This window comes from Pedobacter sp. (assembly GCF_046462515.1).
Classification (GTDB): Bacteria; Bacteroidota; Bacteroidia; order Sphingobacteriales; family Sphingobacteriaceae; genus Pedobacter.
In genome coordinates this window covers 518,046-542,224 of sequence record NZ_JBKGVD010000009.1, presented here as the reverse complement: position 1 = coordinate 542,224, position 24,179 = coordinate 518,046, and the positions used below count along the sequence as shown (strand labels likewise).

Annotated in this window: 16 protein-coding genes; 8 read left to right on the top strand and 8 right to left on the bottom strand. The window is 37.9% G+C overall.

Going from position 1 to position 24,179, the window contains the following annotated elements:
* The first annotated feature begins 695 nt into the window (after positions 1–695).
* Positions 696–3,416 carry an Ig-like domain-containing protein gene (locus ACLHG9_RS14275; protein ID WP_410222175.1) on the top strand — a complete coding sequence of 907 codons (2,721 nt, stop codon included), beginning with the start codon at positions 696–698 and terminating at the stop codon, positions 3,414–3,416.
* Positions 3,417–3,942: 526 nt separating this feature from the next.
* Here the strand turns inward: ACLHG9_RS14275 and ACLHG9_RS14270 are convergent.
* Genes ACLHG9_RS14270 through ACLHG9_RS14260 form a run of 3 tightly spaced genes read right to left on the bottom strand, consistent with a single transcriptional unit; the run spans position 3,943 to position 6,296 of the window.
* Entirely contained in the window at positions 3,943–4,308 is a 366-nt protein-coding gene (locus ACLHG9_RS14270) for a hypothetical protein (protein WP_410222174.1), read from the bottom strand.
* An 11-nt stretch (positions 4,309–4,319) separates the two neighbouring features.
* Complete coding sequence (locus tag ACLHG9_RS14265) at positions 4,320–5,933, bottom strand: PspC domain-containing protein (protein ID WP_410222173.1); 1,614 nt, start codon at positions 5,931–5,933, stop codon at positions 4,320–4,322.
* 12 nt (positions 5,934–5,945) lie between these two features.
* Positions 5,946–6,296, bottom strand: a complete 351-nt coding sequence (locus ACLHG9_RS14260) for a PadR family transcriptional regulator (protein ID WP_410222172.1) — start codon at positions 6,294–6,296, stop codon at positions 5,946–5,948.
* A gap of 822 nt (positions 6,297–7,118) precedes the next feature.
* On the opposite strand from ACLHG9_RS14260, the gene ACLHG9_RS14255 reads away from it, so the two are divergent.
* Both ACLHG9_RS14255 and ACLHG9_RS14250 read left to right on the top strand, forming a co-directional pair.
* Positions 7,119–13,373 carry an MG2 domain-containing protein gene (locus ACLHG9_RS14255; protein ID WP_410222171.1) on the top strand — a complete coding sequence of 2,085 codons (6,255 nt, stop codon included), beginning with the start codon at positions 7,119–7,121 and terminating at the stop codon, positions 13,371–13,373.
* Positions 13,374–13,604: 231 nt separating this feature from the next.
* Positions 13,605–13,775 (top strand): hypothetical protein, encoded by a 171-nt coding sequence (locus tag ACLHG9_RS14250; protein ID WP_410222170.1) that lies wholly within the window; start codon positions 13,605–13,607, stop codon positions 13,773–13,775.
* Between the two features lie 15 nt (positions 13,776–13,790).
* Here the strand turns inward: ACLHG9_RS14250 and ACLHG9_RS14245 are convergent, their stop codons facing one another.
* Positions 13,791–14,936, bottom strand: coding sequence for a putative sensor domain DACNV-containing protein (locus tag ACLHG9_RS14245; RefSeq protein WP_410222169.1), 1,146 nt, complete (start codon positions 14,934–14,936; stop codon positions 13,791–13,793).
* Positions 14,937–15,092: 156 nt separating this feature from the next.
* Between ACLHG9_RS14245 and ACLHG9_RS14240 the strand changes: the two genes are divergently transcribed.
* Positions 15,093–15,806 (top strand): pirin family protein, encoded by a 714-nt coding sequence (locus ACLHG9_RS14240; RefSeq protein WP_410222168.1) that lies wholly within the window; start codon positions 15,093–15,095, stop codon positions 15,804–15,806.
* A 1-nt stretch (position 15,807) separates the two neighbouring features.
* Positions 15,808–16,116, top strand: coding sequence for a hypothetical protein (locus ACLHG9_RS14235; RefSeq protein ID WP_410222167.1), 309 nt, complete (start codon positions 15,808–15,810; stop codon positions 16,114–16,116).
* 132 nt (positions 16,117–16,248) lie between these two features.
* Here ACLHG9_RS14235 and ACLHG9_RS14230 read toward each other — a convergent pair whose 3' ends face one another.
* From ACLHG9_RS14230 to ACLHG9_RS14215, 4 genes are all read right to left on the bottom strand, one after another.
* Positions 16,249–17,835 (bottom strand): S8 family peptidase, encoded by a 1,587-nt coding sequence (locus ACLHG9_RS14230; protein ID WP_410222166.1) that lies wholly within the window; start codon positions 17,833–17,835, stop codon positions 16,249–16,251.
* A 29-nt stretch (positions 17,836–17,864) separates the two neighbouring features.
* Positions 17,865–18,473 (bottom strand): pentapeptide repeat-containing protein, encoded by a 609-nt coding sequence (locus ACLHG9_RS14225; protein ID WP_410222165.1) that lies wholly within the window; start codon positions 18,471–18,473, stop codon positions 17,865–17,867.
* Between the two features lie 69 nt (positions 18,474–18,542).
* Entirely contained in the window at positions 18,543–18,902 is a 360-nt protein-coding gene (locus tag ACLHG9_RS14220; RefSeq protein WP_410222164.1) for a response regulator transcription factor, read from the bottom strand.
* A gap of 53 nt (positions 18,903–18,955) precedes the next feature.
* Complete coding sequence (locus ACLHG9_RS14215; protein ID WP_410222163.1) at positions 18,956–20,161, bottom strand: MFS transporter; 1,206 nt, start codon at positions 20,159–20,161, stop codon at positions 18,956–18,958.
* An 87-nt stretch (positions 20,162–20,248) separates the two neighbouring features.
* On the opposite strand from ACLHG9_RS14215, the gene ACLHG9_RS14210 reads away from it, so the two are divergent.
* The 3 genes from ACLHG9_RS14210 (at position 20,249) to ACLHG9_RS14200 (ending at position 24,151) form a co-directional block, all read left to right on the top strand.
* Complete coding sequence (locus tag ACLHG9_RS14210; protein WP_410222162.1) at positions 20,249–21,499, top strand: DUF2130 domain-containing protein; 1,251 nt, start codon at positions 20,249–20,251, stop codon at positions 21,497–21,499.
* Positions 21,500–21,521: 22 nt separating this feature from the next.
* Entirely contained in the window at positions 21,522–23,612 is a 2,091-nt protein-coding gene (locus tag ACLHG9_RS14205; protein ID WP_410222161.1) for a glycoside hydrolase family 2 TIM barrel-domain containing protein, read from the top strand.
* Between the two features lie 68 nt (positions 23,613–23,680).
* On the top strand, positions 23,681–24,151 hold the full coding sequence (locus tag ACLHG9_RS14200; protein ID WP_410222160.1) for a hypothetical protein: 471 nt from the start codon (positions 23,681–23,683) through the stop codon (positions 24,149–24,151).
* Positions 24,152–24,179: the final 28 nt, after the last annotated feature.

Below are 24,179 nucleotides of genomic sequence, written 5' to 3'. Positions count from 1 at the left end.
TATTCATTTTTGACTAGAGTTCAATTATTTCAAACTCACGCCATGCCTTTCCATCATGCGTCATGCTGAACTGGTTTAAGTACCTAAGCATCCTAAGCCAACGTCTACAACTATAAGGAAACAGATCCCGAAATGAATTCGGGATGACGATAGCGGTTATGATAGCAACAGTGATTATTATAACACGTCCTTAATAGATGCGTCATGCTGAACTGGTTTCAGCATCTTACCAATGAGAGATAGGCCCTGAAACGAGTTCAGGGTGACGGTGGAGGATATAGAATTAAGATGACGGCTGTAGTTATAATCAGCGACTGTGATTATTATGAGATGGCTTAATAACACGTTATGCTAAACTTCCCGAAGTAAAGGAACAAGGTGTTCCAGCATCTCTAATTACTTTAAATCAGAAGACGGGAGGATTATAAGTAACTTCAATACCCTCATCACATTTCCCATCTGGGCATCACCCCTCAAATACATGCGTCATGCTGAACTGGTTTCAGCATCTTACCAAAGAGGGGTTAGACTCTGAAATAAGTTCAGGGTGACGGTGTAGTGGGTAACAGCAGTGGTATAAAGTGACCTTGGTGAAGTACCTACCAACTGTAAAATTTTGTTAAACATCATCAGGCATTGGGCAATTGCTGCATAATAATCAATATATTTAGCGCAGGTACATCAATTCTGATCAGATGAAACAATTTAAAATCTTTCTTCTTTTACTTATTACGGGTATAACCACGGCCTTTGCACAACAGGCAGATACCGCGGCTTTATCAACCATTATCAATAAAACCAAGAAATTAGCTACAGAACAACCTATAGAAAAAGTTTACCTGCACTTTGATAAACCCTACTATGCCGTAGCGGATACGGTATGGTTTAAAGCTTATGTTACCACCACACATAATTTCCCTTCAGAACTGAGCAAGATTGTATATGTAGAAATGTACAATCAGGTAGATTCATTAGTACAAACGGTAAAGCTGCCCGTAAAAAACAGCGTGGCCTATGGCAATATGCCACTCAGCATGAACAACTATAAACAAGGCAATTATTATATAAGGGCCTATACTTTATGGATGTTAAACAGCAGTCCTGATTATTTCTTTAACAAAAGCATTTTAATTGGCGAAGCCATAGACAAAGAACTGGTTACCAATATTAGTTATAATAACGTGGCAGCCGATAAAGGCATTAAAACCACTGCCCGCATCCAGTTTAAAGACATCAATAAAAAACCTTTGGCCAATAAAACAGTTAACTGGCGCATTTTTCATAATTACGATGTATTTACACGTGGCAAGGGTACAACCGATGCCAATGGTTATTTAACAGTTACCGTAACCAGCAAAGCGGGTGAGCCTATAACCAAAGGCAGCATAGTGGCCGATGTAAGCCTTAGTGAAAAAAATCTGGCCAGTGCAACTTTTAATTTAAAGCAAAACCTTGAAAAAGTAGATTTTCAGTTTTTTCCGGAAGGTGGCGAACTCCTTGCCGATGTACCCAACCAAATAGGCTTTAAGGCCGTAGGTACGAATGGCTTAGGTATTGATGTTAAAGGGAGTATTTTAGATGAGCAAAACACCGAAGTTGTACCCTTTGCCTCTTCTTTTGCAGGCATAGGCTCGTTTTATTTTACCCCTGCAGCCGGAAAAAAATACAAAGCAAGATATACTTTAAAAGATGGCAGTACACAAACCATTGATCTGCCTGCAGCACAACAGGAAGGTATTGGCATACAGGTACAGCATAATGTTACCGATATCATTAACCTGAGGATTTTAACCAATGCCGGTTATTTTGAAAAAAACAAAGACAAAACCTTTTACCTGGTGGGCCAAAACACCAATAATGTTTGCTATGGCGCTACTTTAAGCCTCAAAAGCCAGGTGGTTAATGCCAAAATCTCCAAAGAGAACTTCCCTTCGGGTATTGCACAGTTTACGCTTTTTAACGAAAATAAAGAACCTATTAGCGAGCGCCTGGTTTTTGTATTGCATAAAAATGCGTTAAACATTGCCGCAAAAGCAGATTTGCCACAATATAAACCTCGCCAGAAAGTAAAACTGAGCTTAGACGCAAAAAGCAAAGAACAACCCGTAGCAGGCGATTTTTCTGTAAGTGTGGTAGATGAGCAGAAAGTACCTTTTGATGAAGACAATGAAACCACCATTTTAAGTTCGCTGTTACTTACCTCAGACCTAAAGGGTTATGTAGAAAAACCCAACTATTATTTTAATAAAACCGATGATAAGAAACTGGCAGATTTAGACCGCTTAATGCTTACACAAGGTTACCGCAGGTTTAGCTATAAAAACATCATGGATAATAAATACCCTGAGGTGTTTTTATTACCTGAGCAAGGCATTAGTATAAGTGGTACGTTAAGAGATCTTACCGGTATGCCAGTAAAAAAAGGCATTATGCGTATGATGGTTACCGGAAAACCTATATCTGCCGAGACCGTAACCAGCAATGTAGGCGTTTTCCATTTTAATAATCTTGTATTTCCAGATTCATCACAAGTGGTGGTTACAGCTCGTTACAACCCTAATTACACCAATCTTATGATTATGTTAGATGGCATACCATCTGCAGCAAAAGGAACCAATCTGCGCTGGGCAGATGAACGTGAAAACATTGATACACTTTTATCTTCTTACCTAACCAATAGCCAGAAACAATACCGCTTTATGCGTACCTTAAAAGAGGTAGAAATTAAGGGTTCTGTAATTAAAAAAGCCAGTTACCGTGACTACCCTGCACTTTCAGGTTTAAGCCCAATCCCTGATCGCTCTATAGATGCCGCCATGCTTACAGGCTGCAGCTCTGTATTAGATTGCTTAAAAGCGCTTACCGGTAGCTTTACTTACGATTTTAATGAACAGAAATTCTATGTATCACGCGATTACAATACAGGCAGCCGTATTCCCGCATCTATATTTTTAAATGGTATGCCGGTAGATGCCGTTGCTCTGGGTAACCTCAATGGTGGTGAAGTTGAATCTATAGAACTGTTTTTAAGCGATCCGCTGGGTACTATAGACAGAACGTACAATACCAAGGGTGTTATTGTGGTTAATGTTAAGAAAGCACCTAAAGGCGAAAAAATATCTAAACAAGAGTTTTTAGATATGATCCCTAAAAAATACGAGGCAAAATACAGTCCGATGGGTTATAGCAAACAACGTGAGTTTTACTCGCCTAAATACCTGCCTAACGCACCTGTTACCAATAACGATTTGAGAACTACCATTTACTGGAACCCTAAAGTAATTACCGACGAAAAAGGCAATACAAGTCTGGAGTTTTACAATGCCGATGGAAAAGGAACCTATAAAGTTGTGGTAGAAGGATTTGATAAAAACGGTAATGTAGCCCGTACCGTATTAAGGTATAGCGTTAAATAAAGAGTTCATAATTATTGCTTTCCCGTCACCCCGAACTTGTTTCGGGGTCTATGAGTTCAGATTAATTATTTTCTAATAGCGATAGCCCTAAAACATCTTCGTTTAAGGTAAAGTCCGACCTTGGCTGATGCGGTAGGCAGTAATAGGCCTAAGCAGATATATTGTAGTATCAGGCGCAGTCGGTGGCTTTTGGTCCTTTTTCCATAAAAAGGATTAGGCCACGCCGGCCAATGAGACGATAACATCTTAACTTTATCACAAAAAGCAAAGATTTTTAGCTTGAAGACAAAAGTTACTTAATAATGTAATCATTCATCTTGCTAAACGTAACAACAACCGTTCTACTGATCTAACCGGCCTGTGAAGATTTTCGGCAGGCAGCTCTTCTGCTTCAACTTGAGCTTTAAAAGAAAATGCTCAAGCCGGGCGCTTTTGATTACTTATTGCGATAAAAAAGTAACTGAAGCTACCCGGCATGAGGGTAGAAAAGGCTTATGTAAAGGGTTCCTTCACAAACCTAACTCTTCTACCTCAACACTCTCCTAATATCCTTAATAATCTTTTCAAAATCCTGCATATTTTGCATGCTGTTTTCGCGGCTCAGTATTTTCATTTCAATTACACCTGGTTGATGCTTCAGGTAAAAAGTTCCGTTACCCGGCATAACAATTTCTTTTCTCTCAGAAGTATGATCTAAAACTCTTGCGCTTTCACTTCTTAAGGCCTTATTCAGATAATTGTCCAGAACGGGGTCTTCATCCTCTGGGAAAAGACCTGTAAATGAAATCCCATTATCGTTTTTAATGGTTTTAAAAGATCTGCGGCCCTCATTAAAATTGCAGGCCAGTAAAGTAAGCGGTAAAATTACAGCCAATAAGCTTATCCTTTTCATATCTAAATATTTTATTGGTCGCCGTTGTCTTCCTTATCGTTGGCATGATCTACATCATATTTACACTTCAGCCCTTCTTCGGTCATGATCCAGGTCCTGTAAGTATTGTATTCGTTATCATTTCCATGACAGTAATAATAGAATTTTAAATACCTGTACAGGTTATCGTTAATATTGATCTTGGTACCTACAGGCACTTTAATAGTCAATACAACATTCTGGTCTCTCCATACGGCATGTTCCTTTAAAATAGCACGTGGGTTTAAAGTAATGAGCGAATCTGCGATGATATATTTATACTCCATGTTCTGAGCGTTCTCTAAAGCATTTCTAAAGGTTTTGCCATTAGATTTATAAGATCTCATAATGCTTACTTTACCATCTTCACTTTTATCGAACTCTACCCTTACATTTCTCGGACTTCTAAAAGGTCCTTCATCAAAATTATCTATTACAATATTTGAACCCGACGCATAATCTTTCAGGTTAAAATCAACACTGTCTTTTTTAGAAAAAACCATGTTTGGGTTTACGGCAATGGTATATGAAGGAAAGGCTTTAAGTTCTGTTTTTTGTGCAATTTCTGCTTCTTCCTGAAACTCAGAAACGATGCGGGCCACGTTAAAGCTTACTGTTGCCGCACCTATAAGCCATACTACCAACATGGCAAACCATACGTATTTGCTGATCTGTAAACGTTGGTTAATGGTTTTAACCGCAAACAGCACCAAGGCCAGTAAAGGAACAAACGCAGTTACAAAGGCGCTGAGTACGAACTCTCCTTTAAACGGACTATTAATGATATTGAAAGGAAAATCACTGTAAATATGATCGCTCCAAAAGCCCATTAATGCCCCTAAAGCTATAATCAAGCCCAATAAGGCACAGAAGCCAAATACCACGATAAACCAGGCTATAATTCTGCCTAAAAGCGTACCCATAGCACCAATTAATTTACCTATACCTCTAAACATTTGGGTAATCACATTTCCTGAGCTTTGTGCCAATGGTCTAAACTGGTCGCCGGCCGATCTCATATTGGCTTTTATGGCTGCCAGCTCTTCTTCAAAACTGCGCTTATAACCATATAAGTTGGTAGCTTCGCCTTTCATTTCCATACGCTCAGAACGTGTGGTAGCTCTTGGCATGGCTATCCATAAAATAAGGTAAGCCAAAAGTCCGGTTCCTCCGGCAAAGGCCAGTAAAAAGAAAATTAACCTGATCCAGCGGGCCTCTATATTGAAATAATGCCCTAAACCACTACACACTCCTGCAAATACCCCTTCATAAGTATCTCTGTACAGTTTTTTAATACCTACAAACTGCTCGTAATGATAGGTTTGTTCAGGCTCTTCACTTTCATCGCTAAAATCTTTAACGCTGCCCATTTGGGCAATAACATCCTGTACATCGGCCATTTCAATCACCTGATTTTGTTTTTTAGCCAGTATTTCGGCAAACATTTCCGCAATGCGGTTCTCAATATCCTTTACAATTTCGAAATCGTCGGCAGTTTTGGCAAAGTGCTGTTTAATTTCATTCAGGTACTTGGTTAAAACCTCGTAAGCCTCTTCTTCTATATGAATAATAGAATTTCCAATATTTATGATAATCGTTTTGTTCATGATGCTCAATTTTTAATTTCCGGGATTTTGGGTATCGGCCTCTTGTTTAGATGTGCTTATGGCATAAACCAGTTCCTGCCAGGTTTTATCCAGCTGGCTCAAAATCTGTTTACCTTCGGGGGTAAGCACATAATATTTTCTGGGCGGGCCAGATGTAGATTCTACCCAGCTATAACTTAAAAGCCCGTTATTTTTTAAGCGGGTAAGTAGCGGGTAAAGCGTGCCCTCTACCACCAGCAATCGGGCCTGCTTTAACTCCACTATTATATCAGACGCATAAATCTCTCCTCTTGAGATGATTAACAGCACACAATATTCAAGTATGCCCTTGCGCATTTGGGTTTGCGTATTTTCTGCTATCATAATACAAAGATATATGCTTTATATTGTACTATGCAATACATAGTACTATAAATTCTCACAAACAATTCACAACAATCTGATTATCAATGAATTTATTTTTATGATTCTCTATTTATTTTTTTATTGCATACCATTCTAACGCCAATCACGTCACCCTACTACCCTACCTCACCCCCGAAAATCGGGGCAAGCTCTGAACTCGTCACGTCACCCTGAACGTGCTTCAGGGTCTATCACCCTAATTAGATGCTGAAATAAACGGCGCAGCCTTCCTGAATGCCATTGAAGACAAAAACACTTAATGAAATTCAGCATGACGGAAATAGAATTTGGTACTTTTCTTTCCTCTTTCCACCGTCTACCCGTCATCATCTCGTCACGTCACCCTGAACTCGTTTCAGGGTCTATCTCCTGCCTAGAAGCATTGTCAAGGCAATTAAAGATGCTGAAATGAATTCAGCATGACGAACAAAGGGGCAGCATGACGAGAAAGAGTGACAATAATAGCTCCGTCACTCCTAACTCGTTCGAAGTTTTTCTCCTGTCTGGTTTGATACTGACTTAGAGCGAAATGTAAAGCTACGCAGTAAAACAAGTTCAATATGACGAACAGACGGGCAGCATGATGATAATGGTTATGTCATCAGACTTTAGACTCTAAGCTTTGAACTCTAAACACCTGATTCTCTTTAATAAGCTCCTTAAAACTTTCTATTCCAGGCATCTCTATGTTAAGCGCATAAAACATATATTTGAACATAAGGATAGCAACAGGTATGGAAATCTGACCAGATCAACATCTTCTCTAAAAAATCGAAAAATATGAAAGCATCAGTACGGCTCATTTTAAGCACAATCCTACTTCTTACCTTAACACTTAATGTAAATGCGCAAAAAGCAGATCCCTTTGCCAAAGTAGATTCATTAGCACTTAATGCACAGCCCAAAGAAGCGCTGGCTTTGATCAACAAGCTTTATACGGATGCACAGAAAACCCACAATACCAACTTATTGGTTAAATCTGTAATCTACCGCATGCTATTTCAGAGTTATCTTACAGAAGATGCTTTCATTGAAATTTTAAAAGATCTTAAAGGAGCCATTACCATTGCTAAACAACCTGAAAAAAGCATCCTGCAATCGGTCTTAGGGCAGATGTACTGGAACTATTATCTTCAGAACCGTTATCAGATAGCGCAAAGAACACCCATCATAGAGGCTAACATTGGCGATAACATCAAAACCTGGTCTGCACAGCAAATAAACAAAGAGGCGACAGCCAGCTTAATTGCCTCTCTGGCAGAGAAAGAAATCTTGCGTAAAACAGATACAGAACAAGTAAAGTCTTTGCTTAAAAACGATAGCACCAATACAGATTTGCGGCCTACATTATACGATGTACTGGCACATAGAGCGCTCGATATTTTCTCCAATACCTCCAATGGTATTACTCCTTTAGATTTAAGCCGATTCTCTTTTTCTGCCCTTAGTAAAACTGCTGATTTTAGAGACTACAATTTTAATACTATAGATAGCAACAATTTTAATATTGAGGCACTTAAGATTTTTCAGGAATTGATCAAATTGCATGAAAAAGACAAAAACCAGGCAGCATTGGCAGATATAGAGCTTAAAAGGTTAAAATTTATCAACCAGAACAGCTTAGATGCCAACAAAGTACAAATTTACTATAACGCCTTAGCCGAAATGGCGAACCGTTTCAAAAACACAGAAATCTATGCTGATTTTTTATACGAGCAGGCATTATTGCATCAAAACAGGCAAATGCAGGCAGATAGCAAAAAAAACTTCATTAAAGCAGTAGAACTTGCAGAAAAAGCCATAAAAGCATTTCCTTCAAGTACAGGTGCACAAAATTCGAGAATACTTATAGCACAGATCAAAGAAAAAGAACTGAACTTACAGGTAAGAACCTATATAATGGAAAATCAGCCTACGCAACTTCACATCTCGTACAAAAACACAGATACGCTGTATCTGGATATTTACCGCATACCTTTTAGTGCAGGCATTAAATCCAGACAGCTGGTAAATGCGAACTATAAAGAATGGATCCGGAATAAAAAGCCACTCAGATCAGTACGCCTCATCTTACCTCAGTATAACGACTATGAGACCCATACTTACATTACCAAATTAGAAGGCTTACCTTTTGGCAACTATCTAATTACTTCCTTAGATAAAGACAAACCTGATCAGGCAACAACAGGCCGTTATAATGTTATCTGGGTAACCAATATGGTTGCAAACACACGTGCAAAAAGCGCCAGCCATATAGAATATCAGGTTTTGCATGCCAAAAATGGAGAGCCTCTTAGCAATGTAAAAATAGAAGAACTGCAAAACGATCTTAAAGTTTCTGATCAAAATACATATCGTACCAACAATAAAGGCATCAGTATCGTACCCTCATCCCAGTCTGTAAACGCTTTGATCTCACATAATGGAGATTCATTGATCATTAATTCTTACAATAGCTATTTCAAAGAGCCTGACAAAAGAAAACGGGTTATTTTATTTACTGACAGGCCTATTTACCGTCCCGGACAGACGGTTTATTACAAAGGTATTTTGTTAGAAGGTAACGAAGAAAAGAGTCAATTGTTAATACAGCAGCAGATAGAAGTTATTTTTAGGGATGTTAACGCCAAAGAAATAGAAAAAACTACGCTTACCACCAATGATTTTGGCTCATTTCAGGGCTCATTTAATATTCCTTTGGGCAAACTAAACGGACAAATGACCATTGCCACATCTTATGGCAATATCAGGATACAGGTTGAAGAGTATAAACGTCCTGCCTTTGAGGTAGTTTTTAACCCTTTAACACAAAAGTATAAGCTAAACGATAGTGTTAAAATTTATGGGAAAGCTGTTTCTTTTGCAGGCTACCCAGTTACCGATGCTGGCGTTGCTTATACAGTTATGCAGTATGCCTCGCCCAGCCTCAATAATTTCAGGTATATAGGGGCCCGTACAAAACAGGTCGCATCAGGAAATACCCAAACAAAAGAAGGGGGTAAGTTCGAAATCAGTTTTTTGGCTTCAGCCGATGACCCGAACGAAAACTATGTATTTGACATTAAAGCAGTGATTACAGATGGAAATGGCGAAACCCGGGAAAGCACCCAATCCGTAATCATTGGCAAAAAAGATCTTTTACTGAACAGTAGCCTGGGTCAGCAGCTTATTTTAAGCAAACAAACCGATACCATTACCTATACAGCTACTAACTTAAACGCACAGCCTGTAAAAGCCACGCTCAAAACCGAATGGTTTGCTTTAACCCCTCCCGCACGCTTAACCAATAACAGCCTGTTCAGTGCCGAAAAATATAGCTTAAGCCGCGAAGAGTTTATCAAGGCTTTTCCTGATGATGAATATGGCTATGAAAACAACCCTGAAAAATGGGCTATAGGTAAAAGTGTATGGCTTCAGCAACTGAGCAGTGATAATGGCCAGTTTAATATTAAAGTTAATGAAAGCAATCTCCTGCCCGGGTTCTATAAAGTAGTAAGTCACGCCATAAATGCCTTAAATGATACTGTTACAGTGGATCAGTATATCCGGATCTTTAACCAGAAACCTTCTGAGATTTTAGTACCCGGAGAATGGCTTACAGCCGAAAAAATAACTATAGCTCCTCATGAAAAAGCCTTGTTCAGGGTTGCTGGTTTAAGTGCAGACAGTAAATTATATTATGAAGTCTATTATAAAAACAGGATTGAACATACAGAATGGGTAACAGTAAATACTTTGCAAAAAGTTATTGAAATAGCTGCAAAACCAGAATATACAGATGGGTTTGCGGTACAGTTTATTATGATTAACAATGGCATAAGGTACAATAGTATGCAAGAAGTTAAGATTACTGATCCAAAGACACAACTTGATATTAAGTTTTTAACCTTTAGAGACAAGTTACAACCCGGCGAAAAAGAAACCTGGAAACTACAGATCAGCAATAAAGCCGGCGAAAAGGAAATGGCAGAAATGGTAGCCACGCTTTATGACAGCAGCTTGGACAATTTTAAAAGTGTTTCCTGGAATAACAATTACATCAAGCCATCTTTCAATTACTATAAATATATCTGGAATAATAACCAGGGCTATGTGAACTATAGCTTGTGGCTATTCTACAACAGTGGCTTTTATTACAATTTTGCCAGCCGACAATACCCAGAACTTAATTTATATGGCTTTAATTATTATGGGGGATATAATGGTGCTTACCATTCCTATTTACAGAATTTAGAACAGGAAAAGAAAAGAAATCTGAAATTACAGGAACTGGCAAAAGGCAAACTGGTTTACGGCTTAATTAAAGATGGGGCAAATGCTGTAATAGGTGTAAGCATTAGCCTTAACGAAAAACCTATACAAATAACCGTCTCAACAGATGGCACCTATGCCATAAATGCTAAGCCTGGCGACAAGCTAAGCTTTAGAACTATAGGTTATAAAACCCAAACCATTATGGTGGGTAAGCAAAAACGCATAGACATTAACTTAGAACCCGATGAAAATGTATTGAATGAGGTGGTTCTTACATCTGCTGGTGCAGGCAATAATCAAATAAAGCTACGAGGTTCTACTTCCGCCTTACAGGGACAAGCAGCCGGTATTCAGATTCAGAATAAAGAACTTGTTCAAGATAACACGGTTTATAGCTTTAATGCAATGGAAACCCCAGCTCCAAACGCAGATAAATCTATGATTAATAAGGTTATGCCACGTACCGATTTTAATGAAACGGCTTTTTTCTATCCTCAGTTAAAAACAAATGAACAAGGTCAGATCAACATAGAATTTACCATACCCCAATCATTAACCCGTTATAAAATGATGGGCTTTGCGCATACCAAAGACCTTAAAACTGGCTTTGTTAGCAAACAGCTTATTACGCAAAAACAGTTGGCTGTTATGGCCAACGCACCACGTTTCTTGCGTGAGGGTGATACGATTGTATTTAGTGCAAAACTTAACAATCTTGCAGGTAAAGCGCTTAACGGTACAGTTACTTTAGAGTTAAGAGATGCGTTAAGCGGCAAGATTATTCATATCAATCAAGCTAATTCTCCGTTAGACCGTTCTTTTACTATCCTAGATCAGAAAGACTTAGCTTTAAAATGGACCTTACATATTCCTTACGGCTTACAGGCAATTACCTACAAACTGATTGCGCAATCTGGCAAATACAGCGATGGAGAAGAAATGAACATACCTGTACTGCCTAATGCTATTTTAATAACTGAAAGTCTTCCGCTAAACGTAAGAGGAAATACCAGTCAGACCTTTACCTTGGATAAACTGTTAAAATCGGGTAATTCTTCTACCTTACGTACGCAGTCCATCACTTTTGAATATACCTCAAACCCTGTATGGTATGCGGTACAGGCCCTGCCTTACTTAATGGAATATCCATACGAGTGTGCTGAACAGACTTTTAGTCGCTTTTATGCCAACAGTTTTGCTACAGGTATTGTAAACAGCTCGCCGCAGATCAGATTGGTATTTGACCAATGGAAAAACATACCAAACGGCGAAGCGCTGTTATCTAACCTTGAAAAGAATGCGGAATTAAAAACCATCTTACTGGAAGAAACACCTTGGGTAAGAAACGCAGGTAACGAAACTGAACGCAAAAAACGTATCGCTGTTTTATTTGACCTGAACCGTATGCGTTACGAATTGAAAAACAATTTTGATAAGTTGCAGGGCATGCAATTATCCAATGGGGCTTTCCCGTGGTTTACAGGCATGCGTGAAGACCGCTATATTACACAGCATATTGTAATGGGTATAGGCCAATTGCAAAAAGCCGGGCTCATTGACCAGAAAGCCTTTCCAACGTTTAAAACCCTAACCAACAAAGCTATGATCTATTTAGATAACCAGTTGGTACAGGATTACAACGATGAAATCAAAAATAACGGTTTTAGCCGCCTGCCTTTACATTACCTGTTTGCACGCAGCTATTTTGAGCAGAAAAATGCCAATGAAGATTTTGCTAAAGCCTTTAATTATTATTTGAACAAAATTGGTTTAGAGTGGAAAACCATGGATACTTACCAACAAGCACAGGCTGCCTTAGTATTATACCGCAATAACCAGAAAACCGAAGCTTTAAAGATCATTAACCTGCTTAAACAAACTGCACAACAAAGCAACGAAATGGGCATGTACTGGGTAGCCAATAAAAACGGCTGGTGGTGGTACCAGAACCCTATAGAGAACCAAGCGCTGTTAATCGAAGCTTTTGATGAAATAGCCGATGATAAAAAGGCCGTAGAAGAAATGAAGATCTGGTTATTGAAAAACAAGCAGACCAACGACTGGAAAACCACCAAAGCAACTACCGCAGCCTGCTATGCTCTGCTGATGCGGGGTTATAATTTATTAGCAGACCATAACGAACCCGAAATAAAAATAGGTAATACAGCTATTGCCCACTACCGAAAACCCAATGCAGTAAAAGAAGCTGGAACAGGTTATGAAAAAATTACCATTAATGCTACAGATGCCAGACCGGAAATGGGTAAAGTTGAAATCAAGAACAACAATGCAGGGATAGCCTGGGGAGGTTTGTACTGGCAGTATTTTGAGAATTTAGATAAGATTACGCCATCAAATACAGGTATAAAAATTATAAAGCAGTTATTCCTTCAAAAAACAGCTAATAATGGCAATGTTTTGGTTCCGTTAAATAAAGATCAGGTACTTACTCCCGGCGATCTGGTTAAAGTGCGTATAGAAATCTATGCCGACAGGGCTATGGAATATCTGCATTTGAAAGACATGCGTTCTTCTGGCTTTGAACCCGTAAATGTAATATCAAGATATAAATATCAGGATGGCCTAAGCTATTATGAAAGTACCAAAGATGCCAGTACAAATTTCTTTATCAGCTATATGCCAAAAGGCACTTATGTATTTGAATATCCTTTACGTGTGAGCCATGCAGGTAATTTCAGCAATGGTATTACCTCGCTGCAAAGCATGTATGCCCCTGAGTTTACAACTTATTCAGAAGGTATAAGGGTAAATGTCAAATAATATTAAACGGGCAGAAAATCTCTGCCCGTTTTTGGGGTCATCTGGTTTTAACGAAACTCTTTCATGTTTATAAAACACTGTTAAAGAACTGGTTTCACATCACATTAAAGAATATAATACTTTTAAAAGCAGTATTTTTCAACTTATTAACACTTATAAGTTTTAAAGCTTTGCTTTTGGCTTGGGTTTTGTTTATTTACTTCCTGTAAACATCTACCTAATTTTAAGCATATGTTAGCAGAAGCACGTCAAACAGGTTTTTCCATTAGCCAGGCTTTTGAGAAAAGCGAGAAAAAAGCAGTTACTAAAAGTACCTATGAGGAAAGAGTAAAAACAGACCGTCTGGTAATGTTAATTATGCTTATCCTAACCATATGCTCGGCTGTATTCTCTTCTATATAAGTAGCTATATTAAGTCTATAACAATAAAGCATCAATTCGCTGTGCCTGTACAATATTTAATTTTTCAGACCAGCTAAAAACAGTAAAGTGCCCATCTTGTGATGCAACCAAAGCCAACGCATCTTTTTGATCAAATACAAACTGGGCAGCAGACAAGTGCCTTGTACCACCAATCTTAGCAGGATGGATAACTACCGCAGCAACATCATTTATTGGTTCAAAAAACAAGATTTCCTGTATATGTTCATTACTGTGCGCCCTGCTGGTTTTTACACCAAAAGCTAACAATTCATATTCATCGGTAATAACCGTAGCACCATCAATAGCGGTTAAGCCACCTACATATTCTATTTCTTTCTTTAAAGCAGCCTGCAAATAAATCTCGCTGGCTACGCTACGGTCTTTCCTTACCAGATTAGCCAGGCCATTATAAGAAGGCGTAAGATGGTAGGTTATCGGATGAATGACCGAATGCTCCCACTCACGTGTATTTTGCGGGACAACCAAAACAGCTCCGCCTCTGCCATGCGCCCGCATAGATACCGCAAGCTGTATCATTACATTGAGGTAATCATTATGATCAGAAGGGCCTGCAAGGTCTAACAAAGAAATTAATATGCCCGGACACTCGCCTATTTTCTCAGCTTTTTTCTGGTTAATGAGTTTAATCTGTTCGCCTTTTAAAACTGCCACATTGGTAAATTTTCCAAAACCATGAATACGTCTGTGCTTGATTACTAAGAGCGCCGGATCTGAAACATCTACTACCAAACAGCAGTTAGGCATAGTAAGCGTAGTTCCCCAAACATACAGATCATAACCATCGTGCCAAACCCCCAGATAAACACCACTGCGCTCTACGCCCGGCGCTATTTTGGTTAAAATATTAGGACTTAGAGGTAAATTATGCTTAAACAGTAAGGCATTGCCAGATTGCTCAGGAGGTAAGAAAGCCAAAGATATTTTGGCAGAATGTCCTTCTTCCTTACGTAAGCTTACCCAAAAAGCAGCATCTACAATAGCTTCTATTACTCTGGCGGGAGGTTGTGGAGCAAGATCAATCTCTCCGGCAGCACTAGCCTCTTCCAGTAAGGTGGCGAAATGCTCTTCTACTAAAGGTGCTACAATTTTTGCGGCTTGATAGGTTGCCCTGTTAATCATGTTTCTAATTTAAAGATTTAAGCTAAGAAGTTAAGGGCATGAGTCAACTATTTTAAAACATTACAAAGCCATGTTTGTAGTCTTATTTCTTAACCTACATCAATAACCATAAACAATCAGCTCCTTAACTTTGTCATATTAAAACAGGAGGAAAAAATGTCACAATCAATTATTCATAAAGCCAACAGTCGCGGAGCGGCAGATCATGGCTGGTTAAAAAGCTATCATACCTTTAGCTTTGCCGGTTATTATAACCCCGAAAGAATAAATTTCGGAGCCTTAAGAGTTTTAAATGATGATTTTGTTACCGGAGGCATGGGATTTGGCGAGCATCCTCATGATAACATGGAAATTATCTCTATTCCTCTAGAAGGAGATTTACAACATAAAGACAGCATGGGTAATACAGCAACCATAAAAACCGGTGAAATACAGGTAATGAGTGCCGGAACCGGGATTTACCATTCTGAGTATAACCCGAATCCTGAAAAACCAGTTAAATTTCTTCAGATCTGGTTATTTCCCAACAAAAGGAATGTAACCCCGAGGTACGATCAGCAAAAAATTGATGACCAGACCAAAAATGAGTTTGTACAGATCTTATCTCCAGACAGTAACGATAACGGAGTATGGATTTATCAAGATGCCTGGTTTAGCTTAAGCAATTTTGATGCGGGCATTTCAAAAAACTATAAAATCCATAAAGAAGATAATGGTGTTTACATCTTTTTGTTAGAAGGAAACCTTGAAATTGATGGCAAAACCATCGAAACCAGAGATGGCTTTGGTATCTGGAATACAGATAATGTAGAAATCAAAGCTTTAACCAACAGTAAGTTTCTATTGATGGAAGTACCTATACATTTCTAAAATGAAAAAAATCCTAATCATTGGCACCAATGAACCTATAATAAAAACAATTACTCGTTTAATTGAAAAAAACGGGCAATTTATTGCTGAAACTGCTACCAATATAGCCGAAGCTATACAGACCTGCAAGCAACATGCTCTCTGTCTTATACTAATAGGCGCGGGCATAAATACAACAGATGAAGAGCAATTCATGCAATTCCTTACAACACACTATCCTAATATACCCGTAACCAAACATTACGGCGGAGGAGGCGGATTGCTGTATGCAGAGATATACCAGGCCTTAGGTATTTTACCCTTAGATTAAATAATAAAAAGGGTTGCTTCAAAAGTCTTGAAATTCATCATTCTGAACTTGTTCCAGAATCTGAAGCATTTTCAGGTCAGGGTAACGACCAACTTTTAAAACAACCCTTTTATTTAACCTCTCAAGAAGAAGTTATTTATATGTTGCCGCCAGCTTTAAAGCATTGTAAGTATTTACAACACCACCACTTACAGAAAGATCTGCAAAAGGTACACTCTCAGCTTTTCCGTCTTTTATTACGGTTACGTTATGATTTACTTTCTCTACAGATTTCATGATAATCTCTTTAACCTGTGCAGCGGTTAACTTAGGGTAATAAGAACGGATTAAAGCCGCAAGACCCGCAACTACAGGCGAAGCCATACTTGTACCATTTTCATCTTTATATTGCTGCTCTGGATAAGTAGAATAAATATTATAACCTGGGGCAAAAACATCAACAGTTGTTTTTCCGTAGTTAGAAAAGCCTGCTTTCAGGTTCTGGTTATCTGTAGGGGTAGAAGCTCCAACAGTAATCCATGAACTGGCTACACCTCCATCTAAATATTTATTGGTAGGGAAGTTATTTTCTACATCTAAATCTTTGTTATCATTACCTGCTGCATGTACCAACAAAACATCTTTACTTACGGCATATTTCACAGCATCATCAACCACTTTTTTATCCCATGAATAAGCTTTACCAAAACTCATGTTCAGAACTTTTGCGCCGTTATCTACCGCATAGCGGATAGCATTAGCCACATCTTTATCACGCTCATCGCCATTTGGCACATTACGTACAGCAAGGATCAACACATTATCAGCTACTCCTTTTATACCTAAATTATTGGTACGATCAGCACCAATTATACCTGCAACATGGGTTCCGTGCGATGCATCAGGACCTTTTACATCATTATTACCATAGTTTTTCTCATTGCTGTTATCCGGATTATCACCTACTATCCCACGCGGATCATAGTTAAGATTTAAGTTATAATTAACCTGGTTATAGTAATAATCATACGCGCCTTTGATACGCTCTTCATAAAAGGTTTTGAAATCGCCTTTACCCATATTTCTGATCACGTTGTTGCGGATATTGGTTTCTGTTTGTCCGCTTGGCGTATAAGCACGCAGTTCTTCAACAGTAGGATTATCTTTACCTACTTTCTTAACCAGATCATCAATCAGATTTTTAACTCTTGTAGCGCCTTCCAAACCACTTTTTGCAGTTTCAAGATCTCTCTCAAGTGTTTCTTTATTTTTTAAGTAAGCCTCAAAAGCTGCACGGTCTTTTTCTGCAACATTCTGAACGGTAGTATTGGCAAAACGTTTACTATCTCTGCGAACCAAACGGGTTAACTCTAAGGTTTCATAATTTACTGAACCTTCTTTACCCCCTACAAAATTCCACCCGTGTATATCATCAATAAAACCATTTTTATCATCATCTTTGCCATTATTAGCAATTTCTTTTTTATTTACCCACATTACCCGTTTTAAATCTTCATGTAGATAATCTACCCCTCCATCTAATACACCTACAATTACTGGTGTAGATTTTTTGCCCTTCAACAATTCGGTATAAGCTTTTTCTGTACTGATACCAAACACGCTGTCGGTTTTAAGATCAAGATTTTGCCAGTTTGCTTTTTCTTTTTGTGCAAAAGACATAAACGGTGCCGTTGCCAAAAGAGCAAGCGCAACCAGTTTTTTAATTTGATTTTTATTCATTTTAAATTGTTTTCTTAATTATTTTTCTTCTATTTATCAATCTTCAGATCATATTTAGCCAATAAGCCTGGTAAACCCCAAAGCTCAAACCGAGTCTTTTTAATTAAATTCTGTTCAGGATCTATTACAAAATTAATTGCCTGCCTAAAGTCTGCACCACTTAGGTTGGTTTGCATAAATACCGCAATATCCAGATTACTGCCTTCAAAAACGGCTTCGCTAAGATCTGCTTCAGTAAAGTCTGTACCAATTAACGAGCAGCCTTTAAATACACCTTTCTTGTTTTTTCTTTTAAAAAACACTGCATAATCTAATAAACAGTTGTAGAAGTTAACGCTAAAAAAGGTCTCGTTAGTACGACTAAAATCTGTACCGGTTAGTTTGCAATCTCTATAGGTTACGTTGTTTAGTATGGAACCATTTAACTTAAGCATGCTCAGATTGCAGTATTCAAACTCACAATCTACAAATGCACAATAGTTAAGGTTTATTTCACTGAAATCTATAGTAGAAAAACTACAGTTTTCGAAATGCATAACATTGCCTAAAAACCCCGGTAAATTGGTTTTTACAAATTTGGTATCATTGTAATATGTGGTTTTTCCTGATGGCATTTCTAACAGTTGCAAATTACACATTTTGAGGTTTTTTAACCGTAGAGCTGCAATTTTAACTACTGTATTTACATTTCTTTTACGAAAACCTAGTTAATCTATGAGTTCTTTGATTGTGGCATGTATCTCATCCAGATCAAAAGGTTTACTGATATAAGCATCAGGGCTGGCATCTTCGCTCATTTTTTTACCTTTTACATTTGCCGACATTACAATTACCGGAATATGTTTGGTAAACTCGTCATTTTTGAGGTCTCTGCAAATATCTATCCCATTTCCGTCGGGCAGCATCACATCCAGAATAAACAAATGTGGAATGGAGTCTCTTAGCTGTTCTTTTAATTCGGCAAAGCTTGATGAGATCTGTACCTCGTAATTTTGGTCACTTAACAGATACTCAATAATGTAAGCAATATCGTGGTCGTCTTCTAAAATATGGATGCGCTTTTTCATGTAGTGATGTATTTTTTTATGATTGGTCTAAATATACATAATAGATTAATCATCTAAAACTCCGAATTGTTTCGTAGCAGGCTAAATGCATAGGCACAACCTAATAATAAAACGGTAATACCTGCCCAAAGCACGTTATATCCAAACTTTTCGGCAATATAAAAACCGCTTGAAGGCCCTACCACTTGCGCAACAGACCAACTTAAAGTATAACCTCCGGCATATAATCCCCTGTTATTATCATTACTCCTATTTACCACAAACTTATTGAAAAAAGGAAGTGAAAGCATTTCTCCACAGGTAAACAGGATAATGCTAATAATAGCTAAAACTAAAGGTGCAAATTTTGGCAGCATCAATACTGCAAATGAAAGGCCTACCACTATTACACCCATCACAATAAAATAGATAGAAGATCGTTTATGTTCAATCTTGCTAATCATTACCATTTCTAAAATGGCAATAATAATTCCATTCAAGCCCAATACAAAACCAATCAATGCTTCATCTAAATGCCATACATCTTTATAAAATACCGGTACTACCCTGAACATCAGAAAAAAGCATGTGGTAAATAAAGTAGAAAGAATTAGAAATTTAATAAACAAAATATCTTGCCATGGTTTCCTGATTTTAGCAAGCACTTTCTCTTTGGCATGCTTTAAACCGGTTTTTACAGTTGGAAGCACCATATATATAGCAATAGCCACAAATATGCTAATGGTGCCATCTACAAAGAAAAGCAGTTTATAATTGATGGATGCCAATATTCCTCCCATACTTACCCCAAACGCCCAGCCTATATTGGTAGCCAGACGATTTAACGAATACGATCTGGTTTCGGTTCCTTTGGTTGCATAAGAAGCAATAGCCGCATAGTTTGCCGGTCTAAAAGCTTCAGAAAAAAAACTGATGACCAATGCCAGCATACAAAGCGTATTAAAGTCTTTCATAAACGCAAACACCAGAAAAAATGAACCACCTACCAAAGAAGCTATGATTTGCACCGGTCTAAACCCAAAAACATCGGTAAGTTTACCACCTGCCGCAGCACCGGCAATAGCACCAAAGCCAAACAGTGAAATGATGATACCTGCATCTGATTCAGGTCTGTGCAATGCCTGAGTTACATATAATCCCATAAAAGGTACGGCCATAAACCCGCAACGGTTAATTAAAATTACCACACTTAAAATCCAGGTTTGTCTGCTCAAACCCGAAAAAGATGTTTTATAGGCGTTTATAATTTTTGCAAGCATGTGATGAGAATGAATGCCAAAATTAACTATTCAATCATGAAATCTATTCTGTATTTTTGATATTCAGCTTTTCCCTGATAAATTATTATGTCAACAGAAATCAAATGTCCTAATTGTAATCATACGTTCCCTATTGAGGAGGTAATGGCCGAAGAGTATAAAAAAGACCTGAGAGAAAAGATGCAGCTTTTTACCAAACAAAAGGAAGAAGAATACAAGAAAAAAACAGAAGCATTTGAAAACCAGCGTAAAGAATTAGAACTCGCTTTTGAGCAACGCTTAATACAAGAGAAAAACGCAGCTCAAACTGCTGTTGCAGAAAACATAAGAAAATCGGTTACTGCCGATTTTGAAAATAAACTCAAAGTTCTTGACGAAGCCAATAAAGAAAATGAAGAGAAATTAAAAATTGCCCGTCAGAAAGAATTAGAATACCTGCAAAAAGAGAATGCGATTAAACGTCGTGAAGAAGAACTAGAGCTTTCTATACAAAAGAAACTAGTAGAAGAACGTGAGAAAATGGCGGTTGATATCAGAAATATCGAAAACCAACGCTTACAACAGATAGAATTAGAGTTTAAACTCAAGCTGGCCGAAAAAGAAAAACAGCTTGAGGACCAGAAAAAACTGGCTGAAGAAATGAAGCGCAAAGCCGAACAAGGCTCAATGCAGCTACAAGGCGAAATACAGGAATTGATTCTTGAAGAATTGCTCAGAGTAGCTTTCCCTTTTGATCTGATTGAAGAAGTAGGCAAAGGCGTGCGTGGTGCAGATTGTATACATAAAATCAGAAACCAGTTTGGACAGGAATGTGGTTCTATTATTTATGAAAGTAAGCGCACCAAAGATTTCTCTATGGAATGGATAGAAAAGCTGAAAAAAGATATGCGCAGCATGAACGTTGACGTGGCGCTTATTGTTACCCAGACCTACCCTAAAGGAATGAACAGTTTTGGTGAGAAAGATGGTGTATGGATCTGCTCTTTTGATGAGGTCAAGGCTGTTGCCCACATTTTAAGAGATGGTATAATTAAGTTATTTAATGCTTCAAAATCGCAAGAAAACAAAGGCGATAAGATGCATATGCTCTATGATTATCTAACCAGTAATGAATTTAATGAGCAATGGAAAGCCATAAGAGAAGGTTTTATGAGTATGAAACTTTCCATACAACGCGAACGAGATGCCATGGAAAAACTATGGAAATCAAGAGAGAAACAGTTAGAAAAGGTACTCTTAAACGCTGCCCATATCAGAGGTTCTATTGAAGGTATCTCAGGAAGTGACAATATTCAACTCAGTCTGGGCGAAGATGATGAAGATCTTCTTTTAGGATAATTCGTAGTTGCCAAAAAACGATATGCAGAATTTTAATCTCCTACAAAAGTTGTTTGCTAAAGCAGTTACAAACATCGTAACCTTATTGCTGTTCATTTTACTTTGCCCAAATACAAGCAAGGCGCAAAACACACGCCTCAACATACCTTTTAATAACAATTGGAAATTTGCAAAAATAACTGATACTGCACAAACCAGAGATCATTGGCAAAACGTTAACCTTCCTCATACTTGGAATGCCGTTGATATGCAAACAGGCAATAATTTTTATGAAGGCGAAGCCTTGTATGAGAAAAGCTATGTATTTGATGAAAAGTTAAAAGGAAAAAGAATATTTATACGCTTTGAAGGCGTTGGGCAGGTTGCCGATTTATATGTTAACAATAGCTTAATTGGCAGCCACAAAGGGGGCTATAGTGCTTTTGCTTTTGATATATCTTATGCTGTTAAATATGGTGAAAACAACCTGATTAAAATTAAGGTAAACAATAAAGCCCGTGCAGATGTCATTCCTGTTAATCATTTCCTTTTCGGAATTTATGGAGGCATTTACAGGCCGGTAAGCCTTATCATTACAGATCTGGTGAACATTTCTGTTACCGATTATGCTTCTTCAGGGGTTTACATAACTCAAAAGAACGTAAGTAAACAAAAGGCAGATGTTAGTATTGCCGTTAAAGTAGAAAATCTTAGCGGGAAACCTACATCTATTAGTCTAAGAAACACCATTTACAATAGCCTGGGCAAAAAGGTAACACAAAAAATCACTCAACATTTACTTTCGCCAATGGGCAGACAAGAGATTACGCAAGATCTTACTGTAAATGACCCAACATTATGGAACGGACTTGAAAATCCTTACCTCTATAAGGTAAGTACAGAAATACTTAAAGAAAATAAAATTATAGATCATATTGATCAGCCTTTAGGCTTACGAAAAATAGAATTGATTGCAGGAGAAGGTGTTTTTCTTAATGGCAAAAAATATCCTATGCACGGCGTAGCCAGACATCAGGATCGCTGGGCTTATGGCAGTGCGTTAAGCAATGTACAGCACGCTGAAGATTTAGCGATCATTAAAGAAATGGGTGCAACTACCATAAGGTTGGCTCATTATCAGCAAGCCGAGTATATGTATGCCAAGGCAGATTCTATTGGTTTCCTAGTTTGGGCAGAAATTCCATTTGTAAACACATTTACCCGTGATGAAGCTGATAATGCAAAGCAACAAATGGAAGAATTGGTTAAACAAAACTATAACCATCCTTCTATCTATATTTGGGGTTTACATAACGAAGTTTATGGCAAAACACCAGCAGATTACCCGGCTGTTTTAACCCGTAATTTGAATGACCTTGCACAAAAACTCGATCCTAACCGCTATACCGGAGCAGTAAGTGGCTATGCCGAAATGAATAGACCTACCAATTTAAACGCACAGGTACAAGGCATCAATCATTATTTTGGCTGGTACGGTGGTAATATAGGTGATCTGAAAGAATGGGCACAAAACATAGAGAAAAATTATCAGGGTTATAACTTAATCTTATCTGAATATGGAGCCGATGGTAACATTTTCCAGCAACAGGAACAAGCAACTTTACCAGATAAATGGGATTATACTTCTTCCTTCTATCCGGAGAATTTTGAAACCAAGACTCATGAAAAACAATGGGGAATTATTGCCAAACACCCAGTAATACTAGCTTCATATGTTTGGAACATGTTCGATTTTGCTACGCCGATGTGGAACAGAGGAAGCTTAACCGCCCGTAATATGAAAGGATTGGTTTCTTTTGATAGAAAAATAAAAAAAGATGCATTTTTCTGGTATAAAGCCAACTGGAGTAAAGAACCTGTTATATATTTAACTGAAAGAAGAACCATTGAACGTAAAAATGCAATAACACCTGTTACAGTATATTCAAATCAGGGCGAGCCTAGTTTGTTTGTAAATGGTAAAAAAATAAATACTTCTCCTGTTTATGGTGAAACGGCTGTTCATTATATCTTTAATGCCGTACCGCTTAAAAAAGGAAAAAATAAAATCAGAGCTACAGTCAAAAATAATGGAAGAACCTTCAGTGATGAGATTGAGTGGGTATTGAAATAGTAAACATCGTCATTTTAAAACATTTAGGCATATAATAAGTTTATTGATTAAAACTAAATCTCAATACAATGAAAAAACAAACCTTAATTTTATTGGCAACAACGTTACCATTTATGTTTAGCTGCCAGCAAAGCGGAAATGGTAATAAGGCTGAAAGCAAAAAAACCGTATTGGATACTGTTAAGCAATGCTATACTGCAGGTTATGAAAAAGACAGCGCTTTTTTGAAACTTAAAATCACCGACACAGTTAATGTGCTTGGCGATTTAACCATAAACTATGAAAACAAACCTGCCAATGTAGGCACTGTACAGGGCAAATTTAAGGGCGACACTCTATACGTAGATTATACCTATAAAATTGGTGAAAACGATAAAGCCACTTACGCTAATCCATTAGCCTTCTTAAAAAAAGATGGCAAATTATTTATGGGTGTGGGCCAGATAGAAACAGCTTATGGCCGTTCTTATTTTGTAAAGGGCAAACCGATTAATTTTGAAAGAGGTAAATTTACTTTCGAAGAAAAAACTTGTAAATAGCTCAAAAAATAAGAAGCCCGGTAGTTAG